At 71.7% G+C, this 20,963-nt stretch carries 17 protein-coding genes and 1 riboswitch; of the genes, 10 read left to right on the top strand and 7 right to left on the bottom strand.

Annotated features, from left to right (window positions below):
- Nucleotides 1-46: 46 nt before the first annotated feature.
- A complete protein-coding gene (locus tag HNR23_RS23455) occupies nt 47-2,602 on the bottom strand; it encodes a ribonucleoside-diphosphate reductase subunit alpha (protein ID WP_184078790.1) in 2,556 nt (851 codons plus the stop codon).
- Between the two features lie 160 nt (nt 2,603-2,762).
- Nucleotides 2,763-3,017: riboswitch (cobalamin riboswitch) on the bottom strand.
- Nucleotides 3,018-3,116: 99 nt separating this feature from the next.
- On the opposite strand from HNR23_RS23455, the gene HNR23_RS23450 reads away from it, so the two are divergent.
- Nucleotides 3,117-3,698, top strand: a complete 582-nt coding sequence (locus HNR23_RS23450) for an HAD family hydrolase (RefSeq protein WP_343070685.1) — start codon at nt 3,117-3,119, stop codon at nt 3,696-3,698.
- Nucleotides 3,699-3,710: 12 nt separating this feature from the next.
- A complete protein-coding gene (locus HNR23_RS23445) occupies nt 3,711-3,881 on the top strand; it encodes a hypothetical protein (RefSeq protein WP_184078789.1) in 171 nt (56 codons plus the stop codon).
- Between the two features lie 72 nt (nt 3,882-3,953).
- Here the strand turns inward: HNR23_RS23445 and HNR23_RS23440 are convergent, their stop codons facing one another.
- The 3 genes from HNR23_RS23440 to HNR23_RS23430 form a co-directional block, all read right to left on the bottom strand.
- Nucleotides 3,954-4,511: a hypothetical protein gene (locus HNR23_RS23440; protein WP_184078788.1), complete on the bottom strand. Its 558-nt coding sequence runs from the start codon at nt 4,509-4,511 to the stop codon at nt 3,954-3,956.
- Between the two features lie 54 nt (nt 4,512-4,565).
- Entirely contained in the window at nt 4,566-6,233 is a 1,668-nt protein-coding gene (locus tag HNR23_RS23435; protein ID WP_184078787.1) for an NYN domain-containing protein, read from the bottom strand.
- Between the two features lie 238 nt (nt 6,234-6,471).
- A complete protein-coding gene (locus HNR23_RS23430; protein WP_184078785.1) occupies nt 6,472-9,462 on the bottom strand; it encodes a sigma-70 family RNA polymerase sigma factor in 2,991 nt (996 codons plus the stop codon).
- 267 nt (nt 9,463-9,729) lie between these two features.
- On the opposite strand from HNR23_RS23430, the gene HNR23_RS23425 reads away from it, so the two are divergent.
- Nucleotides 9,730-10,509, top strand: a complete 780-nt coding sequence (locus HNR23_RS23425) for a hypothetical protein (RefSeq protein WP_343070684.1) — start codon at nt 9,730-9,732, stop codon at nt 10,507-10,509.
- Between the two features lie 370 nt (nt 10,510-10,879).
- Here HNR23_RS23425 and HNR23_RS23420 read toward each other — a convergent pair whose 3' ends face one another.
- Together HNR23_RS23420 and cutA are read right to left on the bottom strand one after the other, a co-directional pair.
- On the bottom strand, nt 10,880-11,482 hold the full coding sequence (locus HNR23_RS23420; RefSeq protein WP_184078783.1) for a hypothetical protein: 603 nt from the start codon (nt 11,480-11,482) through the stop codon (nt 10,880-10,882).
- Complete coding sequence (cutA, locus tag HNR23_RS23415) at nt 11,479-11,850, bottom strand: divalent-cation tolerance protein CutA (protein ID WP_246421841.1); 372 nt, start codon at nt 11,848-11,850, stop codon at nt 11,479-11,481. The genes HNR23_RS23420 and cutA overlap by 4 nt, the downstream gene beginning before the upstream one ends.
- 54 nt (nt 11,851-11,904) lie before the next feature.
- On the opposite strand from cutA, the gene pyrE reads away from it, so the two are divergent.
- Nucleotides 11,905-12,438: an orotate phosphoribosyltransferase gene (pyrE, locus tag HNR23_RS23410; protein ID WP_184078780.1), complete on the top strand. Its 534-nt coding sequence runs from the start codon at nt 11,905-11,907 to the stop codon at nt 12,436-12,438.
- Nucleotides 12,439-12,631: 193 nt separating this feature from the next.
- Here the strand turns inward: pyrE and HNR23_RS23405 are convergent, their stop codons facing one another.
- Nucleotides 12,632-13,018: a RodZ domain-containing protein gene (locus HNR23_RS23405; RefSeq protein WP_184080780.1), complete on the bottom strand. Its 387-nt coding sequence runs from the start codon at nt 13,016-13,018 to the stop codon at nt 12,632-12,634.
- A 332-nt stretch (nt 13,019-13,350) separates the two neighbouring features.
- On the opposite strand from HNR23_RS23405, the gene fbaA reads away from it, so the two are divergent.
- The 6 genes from fbaA to murA all read left to right on the top strand — a co-directional run bounded on the left by fbaA (nt 13,351) and on the right by murA (nt 20,931).
- Nucleotides 13,351-14,373, top strand: a complete 1,023-nt coding sequence (gene fbaA, locus HNR23_RS23400) for a class II fructose-bisphosphate aldolase (RefSeq protein ID WP_184078778.1) — start codon at nt 13,351-13,353, stop codon at nt 14,371-14,373.
- A 112-nt stretch (nt 14,374-14,485) separates the two neighbouring features.
- Complete coding sequence (locus tag HNR23_RS23395) at nt 14,486-14,905, top strand: DUF3151 domain-containing protein (RefSeq protein ID WP_184080778.1); 420 nt, start codon at nt 14,486-14,488, stop codon at nt 14,903-14,905.
- Between the two features lie 205 nt (nt 14,906-15,110).
- Complete coding sequence (locus tag HNR23_RS23390) at nt 15,111-16,394, top strand: adenylosuccinate synthase (protein WP_184078776.1); 1,284 nt, start codon at nt 15,111-15,113, stop codon at nt 16,392-16,394.
- 106 nt (nt 16,395-16,500) lie between these two features.
- Nucleotides 16,501-17,754: a phosphoribosylamine--glycine ligase gene (gene purD / locus HNR23_RS23385; RefSeq protein WP_184078774.1), complete on the top strand. Its 1,254-nt coding sequence runs from the start codon at nt 16,501-16,503 to the stop codon at nt 17,752-17,754.
- Between the two features lie 70 nt (nt 17,755-17,824).
- Nucleotides 17,825-19,132, top strand: a complete 1,308-nt coding sequence (gene purB / locus HNR23_RS23380; RefSeq protein ID WP_184078772.1) for an adenylosuccinate lyase — start codon at nt 17,825-17,827, stop codon at nt 19,130-19,132.
- A gap of 497 nt (nt 19,133-19,629) precedes the next feature.
- Nucleotides 19,630-20,931 carry a UDP-N-acetylglucosamine 1-carboxyvinyltransferase gene (gene murA, locus HNR23_RS23375; protein ID WP_184078770.1) on the top strand — a complete coding sequence of 434 codons (1,302 nt, stop codon included), beginning with the start codon at nt 19,630-19,632 and terminating at the stop codon, nt 20,929-20,931.
- Nucleotides 20,932-20,963: the final 32 nt, after the last annotated feature.

Genomic DNA, 20,963 nt, shown 5'->3' with positions numbered 1-20,963 from the left:
GGGTGTTCGGATCCTTCGGGTCTGCGGAGGGCGGCTGCGGACGCTTCTACTGGCAGGCTTCGCAGTCGGGGTCGTCGATGGAGCAGGAGGAGGCGGCGTCCGGGTCGATGTCGGGAGCCGTGGAGGCGGGCTCGGGCGCGGGGGCGGGCGCCGGTGACGGGGACGGCGACACCGCCGGGACCGGGGCCGGGGCGGGCGACGGCGCGGCAGCGGGAGCGGCCGGGGTGGCGGCGACCGCGTTCAGCTTGCCGTCGGTTCCCTTCAGGGTGCTCTTCTCCACGTGCGTGGCGCTCTGCGAGCGCAGGTAGTACGTGGTCTTGAGCCCCTTGCGCCAGGCCCGGCGGTACAGCTCGTCGAGCTTGCGGCCGCTCGGCGCCGCCATGTACAGGTTGAGCGACTGTGCCTGGTCGAGCCACTTCTGGCGACGCGAGCCGGCGTCGACCAGCCACGACGGATCGACCTCGAACGCGGTGGCGTACAGGTCCTTGAGGTCGCCGGGCACCCGGTCGATCGCGCCCAGGCTGCCGTCGTACAGCTTGAGCCGCGCGACCATGTCGTCGTCCCACAGTCCGCGCTCCTTGAGGTCGCGCACCAGGTAGGGGTTGACGACGGTGAAGTCGCCGGACATGTTCGACTTCACGTACAGGTTCCGGTAGATCGGCTCGATCGACTGGCCGACGCCGGTGATGTTGGCGATGGTCGCCGTCGGCGCGATCGCCATGACGTTGGAGTTGCGCATCCCGACGGTGCGCACCCGCTCCCGCAGGTTCTCCCAGTCCAGCCGGGCCGTGGTGTCGACGTCGAGGTCGCCGCCGCGCGCCTCGCCGAGCAGGCGCAGCGAGTCGATCGGCAGCACGCCCTTGCTCCACAGCGAGCCGTCGAAGGTCGCGTACGCGCCGCGCTCGGCCGCCAGGTCCGTCGACGCGGTGATGGCGTGGTAGGAGATCAGCTCCATGCTCTCGTCGGCGAACTCCACCGCGCCCTGCGACGCCATCGGCAGCCGCAGCTTGAACAGCGCGTCCTGGAAGCCCATGAGGCCCAGGCCGACCGGCCGGTGCCGCATGTTGGCCCGCTCGGCCTCGGGGATCGTGTAGAAGTTCACGTCGATGACGTTGTCCAGCATGCGCACCGCGGTGTGCACTGTGCGGCGCAGCCGCTCGGCGTCGATACCGTCCTCGGTCACGTGCTGGGCGAGGTTGACCGAGCCGAGGTTGCACACGGCGACCTCGTCGGCGTCGGTGTTCAGCGTGATCTCGGTGCACAGGTTGGACGAGTGCACCACCCCGGTGTGCTGCTGCGGCGAACGCAGGTTGCACGGGTCCTTGAAGGTGATCCAGGGGTGCCCGGTCTCGAACAGCATGGTGAGCATGCGCCGCCACAGGTCGACGGCGCGCACCCGCCGCCACACCTTGACCTCGCCGGCGTCGGCGGCCCGCTCGTAGGCGGTGTAGGCCTCGGCGAACGCGGTCCCGTACTTCTCGTGCAGGTCGGGCACCTCGTCGGGGGAGAACAGCGTCCACTCGCCGTCGGCCTCGACCCGCTGTAGGAACAGGTCGGGCACCCAGTTGGCGGTGTTCATGTCGTGCGTGCGGCGCCGCTCGTCGCCGGTGTTCTTGCGCAGGTCGAGGAATTCCTCGATGTCGATGTGCCACGTCTCCAGGTACGCACAGACGGCGCCCTTCCTTTTTCCACCCTGATTGACAGCCACGGCTGTATCGTTGGCGATCTTGAGGAAGGGGACGACGCCCTGGCTCTGGCCGTTGGTGCCCTTGATGTGGGCGCCGATGCCGCGGACCGGGGTCCAGTCGTTGCCCAGGCCGCCGGAGTACTTGGACAGCAGGGCGTTGTTGCTGATGCCGTGGAAGATCGACTGCAGGTCGTCGCCGACCGTGGTCAGGAAGCAGGAGGACAGCTGGGCACGCTGGGTGCCGGCGTTGAAGAGGGTCGGCGTGGAGCACATGAAGTCGAACGACGACAGCAGGCTGTAGAACTCGATGGCGCGCGCCTCGCGGTCGTCCTCGTTGAGGGCCAGGCCCATGGCGACGCGCATGAAGAACGCCTGCGGCAGCTCGTAGCGCGTCCCGCCGCTGTGCAGGAAGTAGCGGTCGTAGAGCGTCTGCAGGCCCAGGAAGGTGAAGTCCAGGTCGCGCTCGGGACGCAGGGCGGCGCCGAGGCGGGCGAGGTCGAAGGTGGCCAGCCGCGGGTCGAGCTGGCCCAGCTCCACGCCGCGGGTGACATAGGCCTTGAGGTAGTCGGTGTAGCGGTCGGCCATCTGGGCCTGGTCGGCCTCGTCGAAGGTGCCGGAGAGGAAGGTCAGCGCCTCGCGGCGGAGCTTGTCCAGCAGGAGGCGGGCGGCGACGTGCGAGTAGCCGGGGTCGGCCTCGACGAACGTGCGCGCCGCCATGACCAGCGCGAGCTCCAGTTCCGCGGGGCCGATGCCCGGGTAGAGGCCGCGCCGTGTCTCCTCGATGACCGTCTCGGCCGACACCCCCGTCAGCCCGGCGCACGCCTCGTGTACGACCTGCCTGACCCGCTCCATCGGATCGCTCGCGGGAACCGCGCGCGCGGGCTGTGCCGCGGCAACGTCGAGATCGAGGGTCATGGTGGCTCCAACCAGGTAGACGACAACCGGTTGGGGTGTCGAAGGTCGGCGCGCACCAGAACACGCGGGAACAGACCGTCCCGCACCGTGTTCGGCGGGAGGTTCATCCCCTGATTCGTCGCGGCGGCCCGCCCTCGAAGCCCCGTTACCGTGCACGCCGGACGCGTACACACCGATGGCAGGTCTTCGGACTCGCGGGCGTTGGAGGGCGCGCTGCGGCCCGTGTGGGGCCTTGGTCCTCCGCCTACCGGCCATCGGCTTCCCGGGGGCCATGGCGTGGCGCCCAGTGCCGTCGGGATGGCGTTCGTTCCCGCTCACCGCTGCGGGGCAGTCCCGGATTCGCACCGGGTTCCCTCTTGCCTCACCCCCGTCGAACGACGCGACGGGCTGGTGAACCATCAGCGGGAGAGATACTACATCTTGTGGCCGCCGATCGGGAACACCTCAACATAGGGGCGTGTCGGGGTGAAAATCAGGTCGCGGAGCGTTCTGGGTCCGTGATACACGAGAGGGTGTGTCCGACAGCGCGATGAACCACCTGCACGTGTTCGACATGGACGGCACCCTGCTCAAGGGTACGAGCGCCAGCCTGGAGATCGCACGGGTCACCGGCACCCGGGCGGAACTGCGCGCCCTGGAACGGGCCCTGGCCGACGGCGAGATCGACACCCGCGGCTTCGCGGCCGCGCTGCCCGGGATCTGGCCGATGCTCACCGACGGGCTCGTCGAACAGGCGTTCCGAGACGGCCCCTTCCTCGACGGAATCGCCGACGTGTGCGGGGATATCCGCGCGCAAGGCGGGCGTTCGCTGGTGATCACCATGTCCCCCGACTTCTACGCCGAGCGGCTGCTCGACTTCGGTTTCGACGAGGTCGTCGCCTCCCGGTTCCCGGCGCTGCCGTTCACCGAACCACCGGTGCCGGAGAACATTCTCACTCCCGCCGACAAACCGCGGATCGTGGAGGAGGTGCTGCGCCGCACCGGCATCGCGCGCGAGCAGTGCGTGGCCTACGGCGACTCGATGTCGGACGCTCCGCTCTTCCGCCATTTGGCGCACTCGGTGGCGGTCAACTACGACGCGAACACGACGCAGTGAGCGGAGCTGACGATGACGACTAGCCGAAGGCCGACACTCATCGTCGGCAAAGCGAGCGAGGAATGTGAGCGCGCAGGCAGCACCGACCACCATCTGGACGGTATCGCGCGGGTCACCTATAGCGGCGGCAGCCTGGCCGACGCCTACGCCCACGGCCGGGCACTGCTCCGCCCCTTCCGTTGATCTCGGCGGAGTGCACCCGATACCGCCGCCGACTATTCGGTGCACTCCGCCCAGATCAACGGGGAGCGGGGGCTACTCGTCGTCGAGGAGGCGGTCCAGGGCGTCCTCGGTCAGGTTCAGGTCCATTCGGATCCGGAAGCGGGTGCGCACCAGTTCCATGAGCAGGTCGTGCACGTAGGGCGAGACGTCCTGGTGTCGGAACCGCTCCACGCCCAGCGTCGACCAGTCGTGGGCGCCCCGCAGGTCGCCGTGGGCCTGCAGGGTCTCGGCGATGGTGATGTAGGTGGGCAGGTTGCGCGGGCCCTCGCCGCGCAGCCGCTCCAGCTGCGCGTAGGCGGCCTCGGTGCGGTCCAGTTCGAGCAGTGCCCCCGCCAGCAGCGCGCGGGCGTCGATGACGGTGATGCCGCCGTCGTCGATGGCGCGCTGGTAGGCGGCGGTGGCCCGGTCGAACTCCTGGGCCATCTCCCACTGCTCGCCTGCCCGCACGAAGAGCTCGGCGCGGGAGATCTCACTGTCGGACTCGACCCGGTTGGCCAGTGCGATGAGTTCCCGTGCGGCGTCGGTGTGGTCGCCGGACTGGACCGCCCTGAATTCCAGCCGGTCGAGATCGGCTGTGGTCACGCGGGTCACTGCCAGCCTCCCTAGGTCCCTGTTCGCGTCCGCGGCCCCGGATTCGGTGTCCTGTCAGCCGCGGGCACGTTCCAGGGCACTCCAGAAGCCGTTCCGCAGCGCGTCGCGGACTTCGTCGCGCAGCAGGAAGTCGATCGGCAGCGCCGACCCCTGCAGCAGCCGTGCTTCGAGGTCGGACGGCATTCGCGGACGACTCGCGAGCACCGCCTCCAACCACAGTGTCGGCGCGTCCCGCGCGATCGACTCGGCGAAGTCGTTCCCCTCCTGGCGCGCGGCATTCACGGCGTCGTCGATCGAATATGCCGATGCCGCTCCGGGCCCGAGGCGGCCCACTCCCGGGGGTGTGGGGCCGTAGGGGCCGTGAGCGGCGGGTTGTTCGAGGCGGGGGCCAGCGGCGGATCCGGGTCCCGGAGGTGGTCCGTGTGATCCGCCGAATCCGGATTCAGTTTCCGTGCTGGCCCCAAAGGTAGGGTTTGGGCCGGTGTTACCTCCGTACGCCGGATTCTCGCCGGTGTGCGGCCGGTAGCGGGGATCCCGTGGGTCGACCCCCGGTGGCGGTGCCCCACGGCCCGGCGGTGCCCCCCGATCGTATCCCGCCGCGCCGCCCATCATGGGGTCGTGGTGGCCGGGGGGCTGGTGCCCGCTCTGCTGATGGGCGCCCAGCTGGTGGCCGGTGGCCCCGCCGCCCTGCCCCGGTCCGCCGTAGCCGTTCTGCACCACGTCGCGCATCCCGGGGTGCGCCCCGGTTCCACCGCCGACTCCGCCGAAGCCGGTCTGCGGCCCGGTGGGCGGATTGGCGAGCATGGACGGCTGGCCGCCGGTGGGCTCCTCACCGCGTCTGCGCTGCGGCGGCGGGTACCCGCCGGACGGGAATCCGTTGGCGTCGATGGGCCCGGACGGGTTGGCGCGGCCGGTGTCCGCGCCGGCCTGCGGCGCGAGGTGGTCGCCGCGCTGCTGGGCGATGCTCTGGCGCATGGCGCGCAACTGGTCCATGGCGCTGCCGGTCATCGCCTGCTGGGCGCCGGTGGAGGCGAACATCGCCTCCAGTCCGCCCGAGTCGGCGGCCGCGGGTTCCACCCGGGATGACGCGGCGGTCGCGGTGACGGGGCGGCGCGTCACGTCCGGGCCGCTGCGGGAGCGCCCGTTGGTGAGCGGGGTGGTGGTCTCGGTCGACTCGCCGCCGGTGGCGGAGAGGAGGTTGACGTACGGGCGCAGGTGCCCGGCCCCGATCTCGATCAGGTCGTCGCACTCGCGGCGCAGCGCCCGCGAGATGGTCCAGTTGCCCTCGACGGAGATGTGCACGACGGTGACCCGCACTCCGAGGTCCTGGACGTCCGACACGACCTGTGCCATGTCCTCGTCACCGCTGACCAGGACCGCTTCGCACAGCACACCCGTGCGCGCGAGGGTGGTCAGGTCCCGTTGCACATAGCTCTCGACGCCCTCCCGTCTGCCGGGACGGATACGCGCGGCTCGGAACTTGATGCCGGGAATGTCCGCGATGCCGTCCTGCTCCTGGGTGCGGCGGCCGTCGGCCGTCGCCTCGTACCAGTAGCAGCGCAGCAGAGGAAGTCCCGTGCGGTCACGCGCCACCTCATTGAGGAGCTGAACGAGTCCCGCGTAATCCCACGACACGGAATCCCGGTTGCGGGTTCCGTGCACAGCCATCGCACCGTCGGCAAGGAGGTAGCCGGCGTCCACGAACAGCGCGCAGCGATCCACGCGACACCGCCCCTTCCCATTGTGCTGGTCACCCGGACCTGGGGGCACGTACCGGGTCATTCCAACGATCGGCACTCGGCCAATAGACAAGGCCGGGCCACAGCCTAACCAAGTCTGTCTCGGTTTGCGTGCCCCCTCCGGCAGCCGATGGCCCGACGTGACGCCCCGGTCACCACCGCCAGCTGCGTGGATCCCGTCCGCGGCGGGGATCTGCGGTCGTTCGGATGCGGGCCTGTCGTCATGTCCGCATCGGAGCCGTCACCGCCACCACCCCCGCCACGAACGCGTCTCCCTGGGTCACCAGGCGGACCTGGGGGTCCCGGGGCAGGGTCGGGGTGAACCGGACGACGTCGGTACCGAACGTCAGCGGCGGGCCGACGGCGCCGCGCGCGGAGCTTGAGAACGCGTTGTCGGGATCCCGATCGCCTCCCTCCGGGGTGAGCGCGGCACCGTTGAGCAGCACCCGGTCGCCCACCAGGTCGGCGTCGCCCTCCCACGCGACGACGTCGACGGTCGCCGGGACGGCGGCCGGGAGCAGTCCGGCCAGGGGGAAGCGCAGGCCCTCCTCGTCGTGGAAGACGCTGTCGGTCGTCTCCAGGACCATCGCCTGGTTGTAGGGCGCGGCGGGGTCCTCCAGCACCACGACCATGCTCCACCCCGCGTACGTGCCCATGCCGGTCTTCGTCGGGACGTCTGCGACCCACCACTCGCCGCCGCCCTGCGCCCGAACGATGCCGGTGATGTCGGCGAACGCCTGGTAGACGGGGTAGCCGGGGAGTCGCGCCCGGCCGACCTCGTCGGCGCGGACCTCGACGTAGGCGTCCGACGCGGGTCCGCGCAGCTTGGCCGTGGCCGACCGGGGGGACATGCCCGAACCGGAGAAGTAGAGCCCGGCCCAGCGGACGCCGCCGCCCTCGGGCAGGGACCACCGGACCGAGCTGGACATCGTGGTGCCGGGGTCGCCGTCGAGGTCCAGCGGGCGCATGTCCCACATGTCGTTGTCGCGCAGGTCGCCCTCGCGCCGCAGCGCCTGGGCGCACGCGCCGTCGCCCTCGTCGGGCGGGGTGAGCATGTCCTCGACCGCCTGCTCCTCCTCGTCCTTCCCCTCCTTCGCCTTCTCGTCCTCGGCGGGCCCCTGCGCCGGGGCCTCGGGGCCGCTTTCGGCATCGGACGGGGTGTCGGGGGCCGAGGTCGAGGGATCCGAGGAGGGTTCCGTGTCCGGTGTGGCCGCGTCGACCGCGGAGTCCCCGACCTCGGGAGGCAGGTCGATGGGCGGCGCATCGGAGGGTGCGGCGGGCACCCGCCGTTCGTCGGCCTCGGGGGCGGCAGGGCCGGGGGAAACGGAGGGTCCGGCCCCGTCGGCCGACCGGTTCAGCACGACGGGCCACCACGGCCAGCGGTCCTTCCTCTCCTCGTCCTCGCAGGTCAGCAGCGCGTTTCCGACGCTTTCGGTGCGCACCTGCCCGGCCGCGGCGAACCGCGCCGGCTGCCCGCCGGGATCGACGCCGTGCGAGCCGGTCGCCGTCGTCCGGGCATCGCCGGCGCTCACGGCGAGGCTCGGCGGGGCACCGGCACGGGCCGCCGGGGAGACGAGGACATCCAGGTACTGGGTGCTGGACGTGCCGGAGTCGAGGCCGGAGCGGACGCACTGGGCGCCCTCGGCGGTGGCGGCGCAGCTCCAGCCGTCGGTGCCGGGGGCGAACGGCGCCGCACTGCCCCTGCGCGCCGTGCCGCGCACCGCGACGCCGGAGGGGAGGTCGACCTCGGCGACCACGTCGGCGCCGGCGTCGGCGCCGAGGTTGCGGACGGAGATGACGATGATGCCGGGGCGGCCCGGCACGAGCGCGCCGACCGGGTCGATCTCGGCGGAGAACTCGGGAGCGCCGGGCGTGGGTGGCGGAGGTGGAGGAACGTCGGGGTTCGAGGGCGGGGGCGGCGTGTCACCCGGCTCCCGGGGCGGGATCGGGGGGGCGCCGGGTTCACGCGGCGGGGGCGGGGAGACGGCCGGAGGGTCGGGGGCGGCGGCCTCCGGCGGCGGCGCTCCGGGAGCGGCCGGTTCCCCCGGGGGCGGTGCCCCGGGAGCGGCAGGTTCCGCGGGGGGATCGGCCGGCGAACCGGCGGGAGGGGCGCCGGGCGGGGCCGCGGGGGCCGGGGGCGCCGGTTCTTCGGCGTCGGGGGGGTCGGGCCGGGGATCCTCCGGATCCGGTGCGGCCGGGTCGGGGGCGTGGGGTTCCGGGGTGTTCGGCGGGGGAGCCTGCGGCGGGGGAGCGGCCGCGACCGGTGGCTGCCCGGGTGCGGTCGGGATCTCCTCCTCGTTGCTGACAAGGGCGAGGACCGCGGCCGCGGCGACAGCGGTGGCGGCGGCCCCGGCGGTCGCGGCCTGCCGGCCCTTGGACATCCGGCCCCACCAGCCGCCGGAGAGCGCTCCGCCGGGGAGGGAGGCGAGGTAGCCGGCGGCGGCCGGTCCGGCGAACAGCGGCAGGATGATGCCGGGCAGACCGAAGTTGACGTCCATCAGCTCGGCGTAGACCTCGCGGCAGTCGGCACACGCGTCGAGGTGCCGGTCGACGGTGGTGGTGTCGCGCTTGCCGAGGCCGCCGCGGACGTAGGCGCCGAGCAGGCCGAGCGCCGGGCGGCAGCTTTCGGCGGGGGCGCCGCCCGACAGGTGCATCTGCAGGTACTTCTCGCGCAGGCCCTCGCGGGCGCGGTAGGCGAGCGCGGCGACGTTGTTCGGGGTCTTGCCGAGGATGGTCGCGGCCTCGGCGGGCTTGATCCCCTCGATCTCGGTGTACCAGAGCACCGATTGCCACTCGGGGCGCAGCGCGAGGAAGGCGCGGGCGATCAGGGAGCGCTCCAGCCCTTCCAGGGCGGGGTCGACGAACGGTTCGCCGCGGTCGAACTTCTCGATGTCGTCGGTGACGACCTGGCGCTTCTCACCGCGGGCGCGGTCGTAGACGGCGTGCCGGACGGCCGTGAGCAGGTAGGGGCGGAAGCCGTCGACCGGGCCGCCGCCGCGCTGGACCACGCCGAAGACGCGGGTGAAGGTCTCGGCGACGACGTCGTCGACCTCGGCGTCGCCGCGGACGAGTTGGCGGGCCAGCCCGCGCGCGGCGTCGATGTGCCGCTCGTAGAGCGTGGCGTAAGCGGCGGTATCTCCGCTTCGGACCCGTTCGAGAAGTTCGGCGTCACCGACGAGTAGCTCAGTGTGATCACCTTGCGGTTCCGTCATGCGCTGCCTTTCCGCTGTTCCGGCCCTGGGTTCGCCACGTTCACCACCGCCGGTGCGGCCCCGCGGCGCCCTCGCTCGGCGCCCCGCACCGCCGAGGCATCGCGCCTCGGCACCGGCCTCCCGGAACACCCCGCGGAAGGCCCGAGGAAAAAAATATCTCTAACTCGCGTCATAGCCGCCACCTATGGCTGTCTTCGGGGGTGAAGGCGCTGGACGGGCCCGCCGGAACGGGGGCGCGGGCCCGCCCGGAGCCTTCGCGGGGCAGACATGGGCGAGCGAACGGACACAGACGGGATGGGGATCGACGTGGAGGGCTCTGAACTGGTGGAACGGATCATATCCAGTCGCCGGTTGCGCGAGCTGTGGTGCCTCCGCAGTCGGGCGAGCGGGTGGGATCCGCCCGACGACTGGTGGACCCCGGCCGTGGAATCCCTCTGCACCGCGGCGTTCGAGGAGACCGACATGTCGGCGGCGTGCGTGCGCTTCGGGCAGGCCCGGGCGCGGTCCGGGGTCTCCATCGGGACGACACTCGCCGACTTCACCGCGCTCGGCGAGGTGCTGGGGTGGTCGGCCCCGCCACTGGCCCTGATGACCGCGGTGGCCGAGGGGTGGGTCGACGGCGGGCGGTCCCGCGACGACTGCCAGGATCCCCTCACCGGCCTGACCACCCCTGCCTACCTGCGCACACGCCTCGCCGAGGTGTACCGGACGGCTGCGAAGGGGGCTCCGGCGCCGGCCGACCACGCACTGGTCGTCGTGGCGCTGGCCGCGGGTATCGACCCGTGGCGGCGCACCGCGCGGCTGATCGTGCTCGGCCACGAGCTGCGCCGGTTCTTCACCGGCGGAGAGACGATCACCCTGCTCACCCGTTCCCGTATCGCGGTGCTGACCCGTCGCTCCGCCGGGCTGGACACGAGCGTGCGGCGGCTGCGCGAAGGGCCGTGCCGCGGGCACGAGGCCGAGGTGTGGAGCACGGTCCTGCCCGACGAACTCGACCAGGCCCTGACGTTCCTCAGCGAAGTGGGGAAGCCGCCGATGAGTGGATAGCGAGAGACCACACTCCCAGCACCGTCGGTGTCGCGCGGCCCCGTCGAGGGGGCGGGACCCGACACCGGCGGTCCGCCGACCGGACGCTCCTCGCTGAGGGGGCGGGAGGCGCAGGTCGGCGCACCCGCCGGAGCACGGCTCCGGCGGGGATTGCCGGACGGTTGACGGAGCGGTTTTCTGGCCTCCTCGCAGAGGCAGCCCTCCCAACCGACTGGTAATCGAGGGAATGCCGCACGGCGGTGTTCCCGGAGGCGCGTCCGCATGGGGAGGCGGGCGCGCCTCCCCTATTTCGCCCTATCCGCCCGCCGCTCACCCTGCCCCGCCGTCGATCTCGGGAGTATCGACGGACGATGCGGGCGGGTCGGGGGTGCTACAGGCGGCGGACGAGGTCGAGCAGGGCGTCGGCGAGCGCCGCGCGGTCGGTGTCCCCCGCGTCGGTCGCCGTCACGACCGGCCAGTCGCGCAGGGCGGCCAGCCGGGCGCAGGAAGCGTAGTGCTCGTCGGTCAGCAGGTAGCCGCAGGGGGCGTCCGGCCAGTCCTGGACCAGCGGCAGCGGCTCGGTGGAGAAGCCGGGCGGGCGGCGCGGCCCGGGGTCGGCGGCGGGGTCGTCCGCGCGCAGCTGGGCCGCGACGAGCTCGGCGCGGGTGGGCGAGCCCGGCTGCGGCAGCCAGGCGTCGAGCAGCACGTAGGCGGCGACCGGGCGGTGGGCGGCCCGCTGCGCCGCCGCCACCTGCGGGACCAGCGGACCGGCGGCGCCCTCGGCGACGAGCAGCAGCGGGGCCTCGGGGTCCGCCGCGGCGATCTCCAGCGCGGCGCGGGCGATGTAGCGGGCCGCGTACGGCGGCCGGTCGGCGTCGGTGATCCGGGGGACCACGACGCGCTCGCCCCGCCCGGTCAGGCACGCCGCCGGCTCGCTCCACCGCTCGGGAGTGAACGCCGGGTCGTGCAGGAGGACCAGAGTGGAGGGGGTCATGCGCCGCCCGGGGTGCCCGGCGCCGCCGGGTCGGGCCGGGTCTCGGCCACCACCCACTCCAGGTAGTCGGGGTTACCGCCCTCGATGCGGACGGCGACGATCTCCGGCACGTCGTAGGAGTGTGCCGCGACCAGGTGCGCGGTGAGCTCGTCGAGCCGGTCGGCGCTGGTCTTCAGCACAACGGTCCACTCCTCGTCGGCACACACCTCTCCCTGCCACCGGTAGTGGCTGGTGATGGGGCCGCCGACCTGGGCGCAGGCCACGAGCCCGCGCTCGACCGACGAGCGCGCCAGCTCCGCGGCCGCGGCCCGGTCGTCGGTGGTCACCTCCACGCGTACCGGCACCGGTCCGGTCATCGAATCCGCCATGCGCACCTCTTGGCTGCTCAGGATGGTGATCGGCAGGTCCTAGGCTCAGGAGTCATGAGCGATCGTGAGGACCTGCTTCGGCACATCAACGATAAGGCCGTGGTGCGCGGCAAGGTCACCCTTTCTTCGGGCCGCGAGGCCGACTACTACGTGGATCTGCGCCGCGTCACGCTCGACGGCGAGAGCGCGCCGCTGGTCGGGCGCGTCATGCTGGATGCCACGGCCGACCTGGACTACGACGCCGTGGGCGGGCTGACCCTCGGAGCCGACCCGGTGGCCGCCGCGATGCTGCACGCCGCGGGCGCGCGGGGGCGCCGACTGGACGCGTTCGTGGTCCGCAAGACGGGTAAGGCACATGGCCTGCAGCGCCGCATCGAAGGCCCGGACGTCGCCGGCCGCCGGGTGCTGGCGGTCGAGGACACCTCCACGACGGGGGGCTCGGTGCTGACCGCGGTGGAGGCGCTGCGCGATGCCGGGGCCGAGGTCGTCGGCGTGGCCGTCATCGTGGACCGGGGCGCTAAGGAGAAGGTCACCGGGGAGGGGCTGGAGTACCGCACCGCGTTCGACGCCTCCGACCTGGACGTCTGACGGGGGTCCGGGTTTCCCGGGCTCCGGACGTGACCGCCGTGGAGGGCCGGGTCCGGCCTTCCACGGCGGTCACGTGTATGAGCCGTGTGAGCCGTCTCGGCGGGCCGGTCGCCGGTCGGACGGTGGCGCCCCGTCGAGTTGCGGCCGGAACCCGTCGGCGCGGGGCACCTTTCGGGCGCGGTCCCGCCAGGGGTCAGGGTGCCTCGGCCGTGAAGGTGTAGCCGGGCTCCTCGCCGGAGACGTTCATCCGCTCGCCGTTGACGTAGACCTCGACCGCGTCCGGGTCGCCGATGGTGACGGCGAGGGACGGCTCGTCGAAGCTGACGTACTGGCCCTGGCGCATGGTCACGTCGGTGAGAACGTCACCTCCGGGGACGCGGACGAGCACGTCGCTGGAGTCGCCGAGGACCTTGACGTAGACGACCTCCTGCTTGGCCGCCTCGGATCTGGCGTCGGCGGACGTCTCGGAGCCCTCGGAGATGACGGCATTGCTGCTGCTCGCAGGCAGCGACTGGTACAGGAAGTACCCACCCAGTACGACCAGGGTGATGAAGAGCACGACCGCACCCACGATGGCCACGACCTGGCCAACGCCGCGAGGATCATTGCGATGTCGTCCCACGCAGCCGAATGTAGCGTGAATCACCCCTGACAATCGACGCCGGGCGGGCACAGACCCGCATCAATCACGGATTTCACCACCGTGCGCAACCGGGTTTATCCGAATTGTCGACATTTTCAGCCCATGATCCCATGTATTTAACCCTCTCCATGCACTCTTTCCACGACTCACGTCAATTTGGACTAGACCCCCTACCGTCCGCCCGACTTCGTAATACTGGCTGCAAGCGCACCGGCGGTCACACCGCGGGGCGATCCGACGAAACACCAGGTCAAGCAGGGAGTCACACCATGCCCATCGCGACCCCCGAGGTCTACACGCAGATGCTGGGCCACGCGAAGGCCCAGGGCTTCGCCTACCCGGCCATCAACGTGACCTCCAGTCAGACCCTCCATGCCGCGCTGCGCGGATTCGCCGAGGCCGAGAGCGACGGCATCATCCAGATCTCCACCGGCGGCGCCGAGTTCCTGTCGGGCACCACGGTCAAGGACATGGTCACCGGTTCGGTCGCCTTCGCCGAATACGCCCGCATCGTCGCCGACAAGTACCCGGTCAACATCGCCCTGCACACCGACCACTGCCCCAAGGACAAGCTCGACGGCTTCGTCCGCCCGCTGCTGCAGATCTCCAAGGAGCGCGTGGCCAAGGGCCAGGAGCCGCTGTTCCAGTCGCACATGTGGGACGGCTCCGCGGTCGAGCTGGAGGAGAACCTGCGGATCGCCGAGGAGCTCCTCGCGACGTCCAAGGAGGCCCGCACGATCCTGGAGATCGAGGTCGGCGTCGTCGGCGGCGAGGAGGACGGGATCGTCGGCGAGATCAACGAGAAGCTGTACACCACGCCCGAGGACGCCCTGCGCACCGCCGAGGTGCTCGGCCTGGGCGAGAAGGGCTACTACATGACCGCCCTGACCTTCGGCAACGTGCACGGCTCCTATAAGCCCGGCTTCGTCAAGCTGCGCCCGGAGGTGCTGCAGAAGGCGCAGCAGGCCGTCGGTGAGAAGCACGGCCGCGACAAGCCGTTCGACTTCGTCTTCCACGGCGGCTCCGGCTCCACCACCGAGGAGATCCACGCCGCCATCGACTACGGCGTCGTCAAGATGAACATCGACACCGACACGCAGTACGCGTTCACCCGCCCGATCGTCGACCACGTCATGAAGAACTACGACGGCGTGCTCAAGATCGACGGCGAGATCGGCAGCAAGAAGGCCTACGACCCGCGCGCCTACGGCAAGGCCGCCGAGGCCGGTATGGCCGCGCGCGTCGTCGAGGGCTGCCAGCACCTGAAGTCGGCCGGCAAGAAGCTCTCCTGACGGGCGGCCGCACACGGCGTTCGCGCAGTATGCGCCCCCGGTCCGGGCCGGGTCCGGGCCGGACCGGGGGCGCGGCCATGCCCAGCGCGCCGACGCTGGCAGGATGGACCGCATGGACCTGCACAAGAACCTGCTCGGAGAACCCCCGTCCACGCGCCTGCCCGACCACACCGAGGCACGCGAGGCGCTGGCCGCAAGCCCTGACGACCCGGCCGCGGTCGCGGCGCGGTTCCCGACCTACTCCGCGGCCTGGGCCACGCTCGCCGAACGGGCCTTCGCCGCCGGCGACCCGGTGGCGACCTACGCCTACGCCCGCACCGGCTACCACCGGGGCCTGGACCAGCTGCGCCGGTCCGGGTGGAAGGGCCACGGCCCGGTTCCCTGGGAGCACGAGCCCAACCGCGGCTTCCTGCGCTCGCTGCACATGCTGGCGACCGCGGCCGACGCCATCGGCGAAAAGGAGGAGGCCGAGCGCTGCTCGACCTTCCTGCGCGACAGCAGCGCCACCGCCGCCGACGAGCTGGGCGCCTGACCCGCCCCAGGCGCTCTGACCAGCACATCCACGCCCGCCGACCCGGCAGGGCGGGGTCGACCCGACCTCCCCTGCCGGTTCCGCGTCATGTAGTCTCAATTCGCAAGGGCCCCTGTCGCACTCTTGCGCCGGGGCCTTAGACGTGTGTGCATGACACCGTGAGACGGTCCTCGGCCGGATCGAACGAAGGAAGAGGTAGACGCGGATGCCGGCGATCACACTCGTGGGAGCCCAGTGGGGGGACGAGGGCAAGGGCAAGGCCACCGACCTTGTCGGCAACCGCGTGGACTACGTGGTGCGCTACCAGGGCGGTAACAACGCCGGGCACACCGTCGTCATCGGCGACGAGAAGTACGCGCTGCACCTCCTCCCGTCCGGCATCCTCTCCCCCGACGTCACCCCGGTCATCGCCAACGGCGTGGTCATCGACCCGGGGGTCCTCTTCGAGGAGCTGCGCGGCCTGCAGGAGCGCGGGATCGACACCGAGCGGCTGGTCATCTCGGCCAACGCGCACCTGATCATGCCCTACCACCGGGCACTGGACAAGGTCAGCGAGCGCTTCCTGGGCAAGGGCCGGATCGGCACCACCGGCCGCGGCATCGGCCCCACCTACGCCGACAAGATCTCCCGCGCCGGGGTGCGCGTGCAGGACACCTTCGACCCCAAGATCCTGCGCAAGAAGATCGAGCTCGCGCTCAACGACAAGAACCAGATCCTGACCAAGGTGTACAACCGCCGGGGGCTGGACGCCGAGCAGATCATCGAGGAGTACCTGGGGTACGCCGAGATGCTGCGCCCCTACGTCGCCGACACCTCGCTGCTGCTGAACCAGGCGCTGGACGACGGCAAGACCGTGTTCCTGGAGGGCTCGCAGGGCACCCTGCTGGACATCGACCACGGCACCTACCCGTTCGTCACGTCCTCCTCCCCCACCTCGGGCGGCGCGTGCGCGGGCGCCGGCATCGGCCCCACCCGCATCACCAGGGTCATCGGCATCCTCAAGGCCTACACCACCCGGGTGGGCTCCGGCCCCTTCCCCACCGAGCTCTTCGACGAACAGGGCGAGTGGCTGCGCCGGCAGGGCGGCGAGTACGGCGTGACCACGGGTCGCAACCGCCGCTGCGGCTGGTTCGACGCGCCCATCGCGCGCTACGCCACCCGCATCAACGGAATCACCGACTTCTTCCTGACCAAAATGGACGTGCTGTCGGGCCTGGACCGGATCCCCGTCTGCGTGGGCTACGAGATCGACGGCGAGCGCTGCGACGAGATCCCGATGACGCAGACCGACTTCCACCACGCCGTCCCGGTCTACGAGTACCTGGACGGGTGGAACGAGGACATCTCGCACGTCCGCACGTTCGACGAGCTTCCCAAGAACGCTCAGGCCTACGTGCGTACCCTGGAGGAGATGTCCGGGGCCCAGATCTCGGCCATCGGGGTCGGCCCGGGGCGCGACCAGACACTGGAGCTGCGCCCGCTGGTCTGACGTCGGTCCTCCTCCGGTCCGACTCGGGTCCGACGCAGGTCCGACCCCTGCGAGCCGTTCACCACGACTCACAACGTTCCCCACGACAACACAAAGGGTCCGCTACGTGAAAGCCTTGGTCCTCGGCGGCGGAGGCCGCGAGCACGCACTCGTCCGAGCCCTCTCCCTCGACCCGGGGGTGAGGGACCTGCACGCGGCGCCCGGCAACCCGGGCACCTCGGCCCTGGCCGACAACCACGTCATCAACGTGCTCGACGGGCTGGCGGTCACCGAACTCGCCGCCCGGATCGGCGCGGAACTCGTGGTGATCGGCCCCGAGGCCCCACTCGTGGAGGGTGTGGCCGACCGGCTGCGCGACCGCGGCATCCCCGTCTTCGGCCCCGACCGCGAGGCGGCGCGGCTGGAGGGCTCCAAGGCCTTCGCCAAGGAGGTCATGGAGGCCGCCGGGGTGCCCACGGCGCGGGCGCGCGTCTGCAAGAACCCCGGCCAGGTCGCCGACGCGCTCGACGCGTTCGGCGCGCCCTACGTGGTCAAGGACGACGGCCTGGCGGCCGGCAAGGGCGTCGTGGTGACCGAGGACCGCGCGCTGGCCGAGCGGCACGCGCGCGAGTGCGGCCGCGTGGTCGTCGAGGAGTTCCTCGACGGCCCCGAGGTGTCGCTGTTCGTGCTCAGCGACGGCATCCACGCCGTACCACTGCTGCCCGCCCAGGACTTCAAGCGCGCCTACGACGGCGACGAGGGCCCCAACACCGGCGGCATGGGCGCCTACGCCCCGGTGCCGTGGATCGACCCCGGGCTGGTCGACGAGGTCATGGAGTCGGTCGTGCGGCCGACCGTGGCGGAGATGTCCCGGCGCGGCAACCGCTACCAGGGCCTGCTCTACGTCGGACTGGCGCTGACCGCCGACGGCCCGCGGGTGGTGGAGTTCAACGCCCGCTTCGGCGACCCCGAGACCCAGGTGGTGCTGGACCGCCTCGCCACGCCCATCGGCTCGCTGCTGCAGGCGGCCGACACCGGCGGGCTCGGCGGCATCACCTCGCTGGACTGGCGCCCGGGCGCGGCCGTCACGGTGGTCATCGCCGCGGAGAACTACCCGGGCGACCCGACCAAGGGCGACCCGATCACCGGCCTGGACGCCGCCGACGCGGTCGAGGGCGCCTACGTCCTGCACGCGGGCACCGCCTGGAGCGGCGTCCGCGACCTGAAGTCCAACGGCGGCCGCGTCCTCAACGTGGTCGGCACCGGCCCCGACCTCACCCGGGCGCGCGAGCGCGCCTACGAGGCGGCGGGCAAGATCGAGCTCCGCGGCTCCTTCTACCGCACCGACATCGCCGAGAAGGCGGCCCTCGGGGCGGGCTGATCGGCGCCGAGTCGTGCGCGGTGGTGGGCCTGGTCCGATGCTCGGGGCACAGACCTGCGAAGATGGTCGGGTGATCGAGCGCTACACCCTTCCGGAAATCGGGCGCGTCTTCAGTGACGCCCACAAGTACGAGCTGTGGTGCCAGGTGGAGATCCTGGTGATGGAGGCACACGCCGAGGCGGGCACGATTCCCGCCGACGCGGTGGAGCCGGTGCGCAAGGCGCCGCCGCCCACCCCGGAGCGGGTGGCCGAGATCGAGGCCGTGACGCAGCACGACGTCATCGCCTTCCTCACGGCGTGGGCCGACAACACCGAGCCCCGCGATGCCGCCGCCTGGGTCCACTTCGGCATGACCTCCTCCGACCTGCTGGACACCGCGCTGGCGGCACAGCTCGTCGAGGCCACCGACATCCTGCTGGCCAAGGCCGACACCCTGGTGGCCGCGCTGCGCGACCACGCCCTGGCGCACAAGGACACCCTGCGCGTGGGCCGCACCCACGGCATCCACGGCGAACCCGACGTGTGGGGGCACCGGGTGGCCGACTTCGCGTTCGGGATGGCGCGCTCCCGCGACCGTCTGCGCCGCGCCCGCGAGGCCGTCGGCGTCATGGCGATCTCGGGGCCGGTCGGCACCTACTCCAACATCGACCCGTCGGTGGAGGCGTACGTCGCCGAGAAGCTGGGGCTGCGCCCGGCCGACGTCTCCACGCAGGTGGTGCTGCGCGACGGCATCTCCGAATGGGTGTCCTCGCTGGCGATCATGGCCACCGTGTGCGAGGCCGTCGCACTGGAGGTGCGGCACGGCCAGCGCACCGAGGTGCGCGAGCTGTGGGAGCCGTTCGGCAAGGGCCAGAAGGGCTCCAGTGCCATGCCGCACAAGAAGAACCCGATCATGTCGGAGCGCATCTGCGGCATGGCGCGCAACGTGCGCGCGCAGATCGTCCCGGTCATGGAGGGCATTCCGCTGTGGCACGAGCGCGACATCTCGCACTCCTCCACCGAGCGCATCTCGCTGCCGGACGCCGCCATCGCCACCGACTATCTGCTCAATCTCACCACCAAGCTGGTGACCGGGCTGGTCGTGGACGCCGAGCGGATGCAGGCGAACCTCGACTCCACCAACGGCCTGATCTACTCCTCGACGGTCGTCTCCGAACTGCTGGAGACCGGGATGTCCCGTGAGGACGTCTACGCGCTCGTGCAGACCGCGGCGATGCGCACCTGGGAGACCGGCACCGCGTTCCGCGCGACGCTGCGCGAGGAGGCCTCCGCACGCGGTGTGGCGCTGGACGAGGCGCGGCTGGACGAGGTGTGCCGCCCGGAACGCTTCGTGCAGCGGCTCGGCGGGGTCTTCGACCGGCTGGCGAAGCTGGGTTAGCCGGCCAGGGCTCCCGGCGGCACGCCCTCCGCGGGGCCCTGCGGGGTTTTCGGGACCGCAGGGCCCCGCACGGGCGCGGCCCCGGGCGCACCGCCCCCTCCAGGCCCGCGAACGCCTGCTGCGCGGGGATCGCCACTCGCGGTGATCCCCGCCACGATGGCCCCGGGCGCTACGCAGAGCACATAGGGTGGTACCCGTTCTGTGCCGGGGCGGGCGATCGCCTTCCCCTGCGGGCACAGGACTGCTGTCGACTCGCCACCGGGCGATCACGCCGCCTCCGCGCGCCCGTCTCCGCCGCCCCGCCGCGACCCCCCTTTCCCTCCCGCAGGGTGTCGGAGACCCGTCGTCGGAGCGTCATCGCCGGTCCTCGACGCCGACCGCTGTGCCGACCTCCGTTGCCTTCCGGAACGCACCGCGCGACCCCCGCGTCCGACCTGTGGCGATCGGCAACCCCTGCATCATCACCGTTCATCCGCCACACGAAGGAGTACATGCGCATGGGCCAGCAGGTTCGTTACCGCGTCCGTGGCGGCCGTGCCCTCAAAGGAACGGCCTTCATCCAGGGTGCGAAGAACGCCGTCCTGCCGATGATCGGCGCGGCACTGCTCGCGTCGGAGGGGCGCACGGTGCTGCGCAACGTCCCGATCATCGAGGACGTCCGCCGCGCGCTGGAGCTCGCCGAGCACATCGGTGCCAAGGTGGAGTTCCACGAGCCCGAGCGCACGATCGTGATCGACGCCACCGGTCTCGGCGACCCCGAGCGCGCCGTACTGCCGGCCGACATCGCCTCCCGCTTCCGCGGCTCCGTGCTCTTCGTCCCGGCGCTCATGCACCGCATGGGCCGGGCCCGCATCGAGGGCGTCGGCGGGTGCAATCTGGGCAGCCGCAAGCTGGACTTCCACTACCGCGGGTTCGCGCGGCTGGGCGCCGAGGTGACCGAGGACCCCGAGCGCAACCACATCAACATCACCGCGTCCGACCTGCGCGGCGGCCGCCTGTACCTGGACACCCCCTCGCACACCGGTACCGAGAACCTGATCATGGCCGCGGTGCTGACCCCGGGTACCACGGTCATCGAGCACGCCGCGCTGGAGCCCGAGGTCCTCGATGTCATCGACTTCCTGACCCGGATGGGGGCGAAGATCTCCGGCGGGGGCACCGGCATCATCACGGTCGAGGGCGTCGAGTCGCTGAGCGCGGCCGAGCACACGATCATGTCGGACCGGATCGACGCGGGTGTGCTGGCGATGATGGCGGCCGCGACCGGTGGTGAGGTCAGCCTGGTCGGCGCGCACCTGGACCACCTGGGGGTGGCGCGCTGGAAACTGGAGCAGATGGGCGTGGAGTTCGCGCAGCAGGGCGCGGTGCTGCACGTGCTCCGGGACGCCGGCGCCCCGCTGCGCCCGATCAACGCGGTCACCTCGCCCTACCCGGGGTTCGCCACCGACCTGCAGTCGCCGCTGATGGCGCTGGCGACCCTGGCCGAGGGGGAGAGCTACCTGCACGAGGCCATCTACGACGGCAGGTTCGCGCTGGCCGACGAGCTGAACAAGATGGGCGCCAAGATCGAGGTCGACGGCACCCGGGCGATCGTGCACGGTTCTCCGTCCACCCCGCTGCGCGGGGCCGACGTGGTGGCGCACGATCTGCGCACGGGGGCGGCTCTGGTGCTGGCCGGGTTGGTGGCCGAGGGTGAGACGGTCGTCGCATCGGGCTACCTGGTGGACCGCGGTCACTCTCAGTTCGCCGACCGACTGGCCGCTTTGGGCGCCGATGTCACCCGCGAAAGCGGGGCATAAGCGACGAATGCCCAGTTCACAGCGGGGTGGGA

Source organism: Nocardiopsis mwathae, from assembly GCF_014201195.1.
Lineage (GTDB): Bacteria > Actinomycetota > Actinomycetes > Streptosporangiales > Streptosporangiaceae > Nocardiopsis_C > Nocardiopsis_C mwathae.
This window is presented reverse-complemented; position numbering and strand designations above follow the sequence as displayed.

What these genes read in the sequence shown, in the direction of transcription:
- fbaA (WP_184078778.1), top strand. Translation starts at nt 13,351, where the DNA reads ATGCCCATCGCGACCCCCGAGGTCTACACGCAGATGCTGGGCCACGCG.
- HNR23_RS23430 (WP_184078785.1), bottom strand. Translation starts at nt 9,462, where the DNA reads ATGACGGAACCGCAAGGTGATCACACTGAGCTACTCGTCGGTGACGCC.
- pyrE (WP_184078780.1), top strand. Translation starts at nt 11,905, where the DNA reads ATGAGCGATCGTGAGGACCTGCTTCGGCACATCAACGATAAGGCCGTG.
- HNR23_RS23455 (WP_184078790.1), bottom strand. Translation starts at nt 2,602, where the DNA reads ATGACCCTCGATCTCGACGTTGCCGCGGCACAGCCCGCGCGCGCGGTT.
- HNR23_RS23425 (WP_343070684.1), top strand. Translation starts at nt 9,730, where the DNA reads ATGGGCGAGCGAACGGACACAGACGGGATGGGGATCGACGTGGAGGGC.
- HNR23_RS23395 (WP_184080778.1), top strand. Translation starts at nt 14,486, where the DNA reads ATGGACCTGCACAAGAACCTGCTCGGAGAACCCCCGTCCACGCGCCTG.
- HNR23_RS23445 (WP_184078789.1), top strand. Translation starts at nt 3,711, where the DNA reads ATGACGACTAGCCGAAGGCCGACACTCATCGTCGGCAAAGCGAGCGAG.
- HNR23_RS23420 (WP_184078783.1), bottom strand. Translation starts at nt 11,482, where the DNA reads ATGACCCCCTCCACTCTGGTCCTCCTGCACGACCCGGCGTTCACTCCC.
- cutA (WP_246421841.1), bottom strand. Translation starts at nt 11,850, where the DNA reads ATGGCGGATTCGATGACCGGACCGGTGCCGGTACGCGTGGAGGTGACC.
- murA (WP_184078770.1), top strand. Translation starts at nt 19,630, where the DNA reads ATGGGCCAGCAGGTTCGTTACCGCGTCCGTGGCGGCCGTGCCCTCAAA.
- HNR23_RS23390 (WP_184078776.1), top strand. Translation starts at nt 15,111, where the DNA reads ATGCCGGCGATCACACTCGTGGGAGCCCAGTGGGGGGACGAGGGCAAG.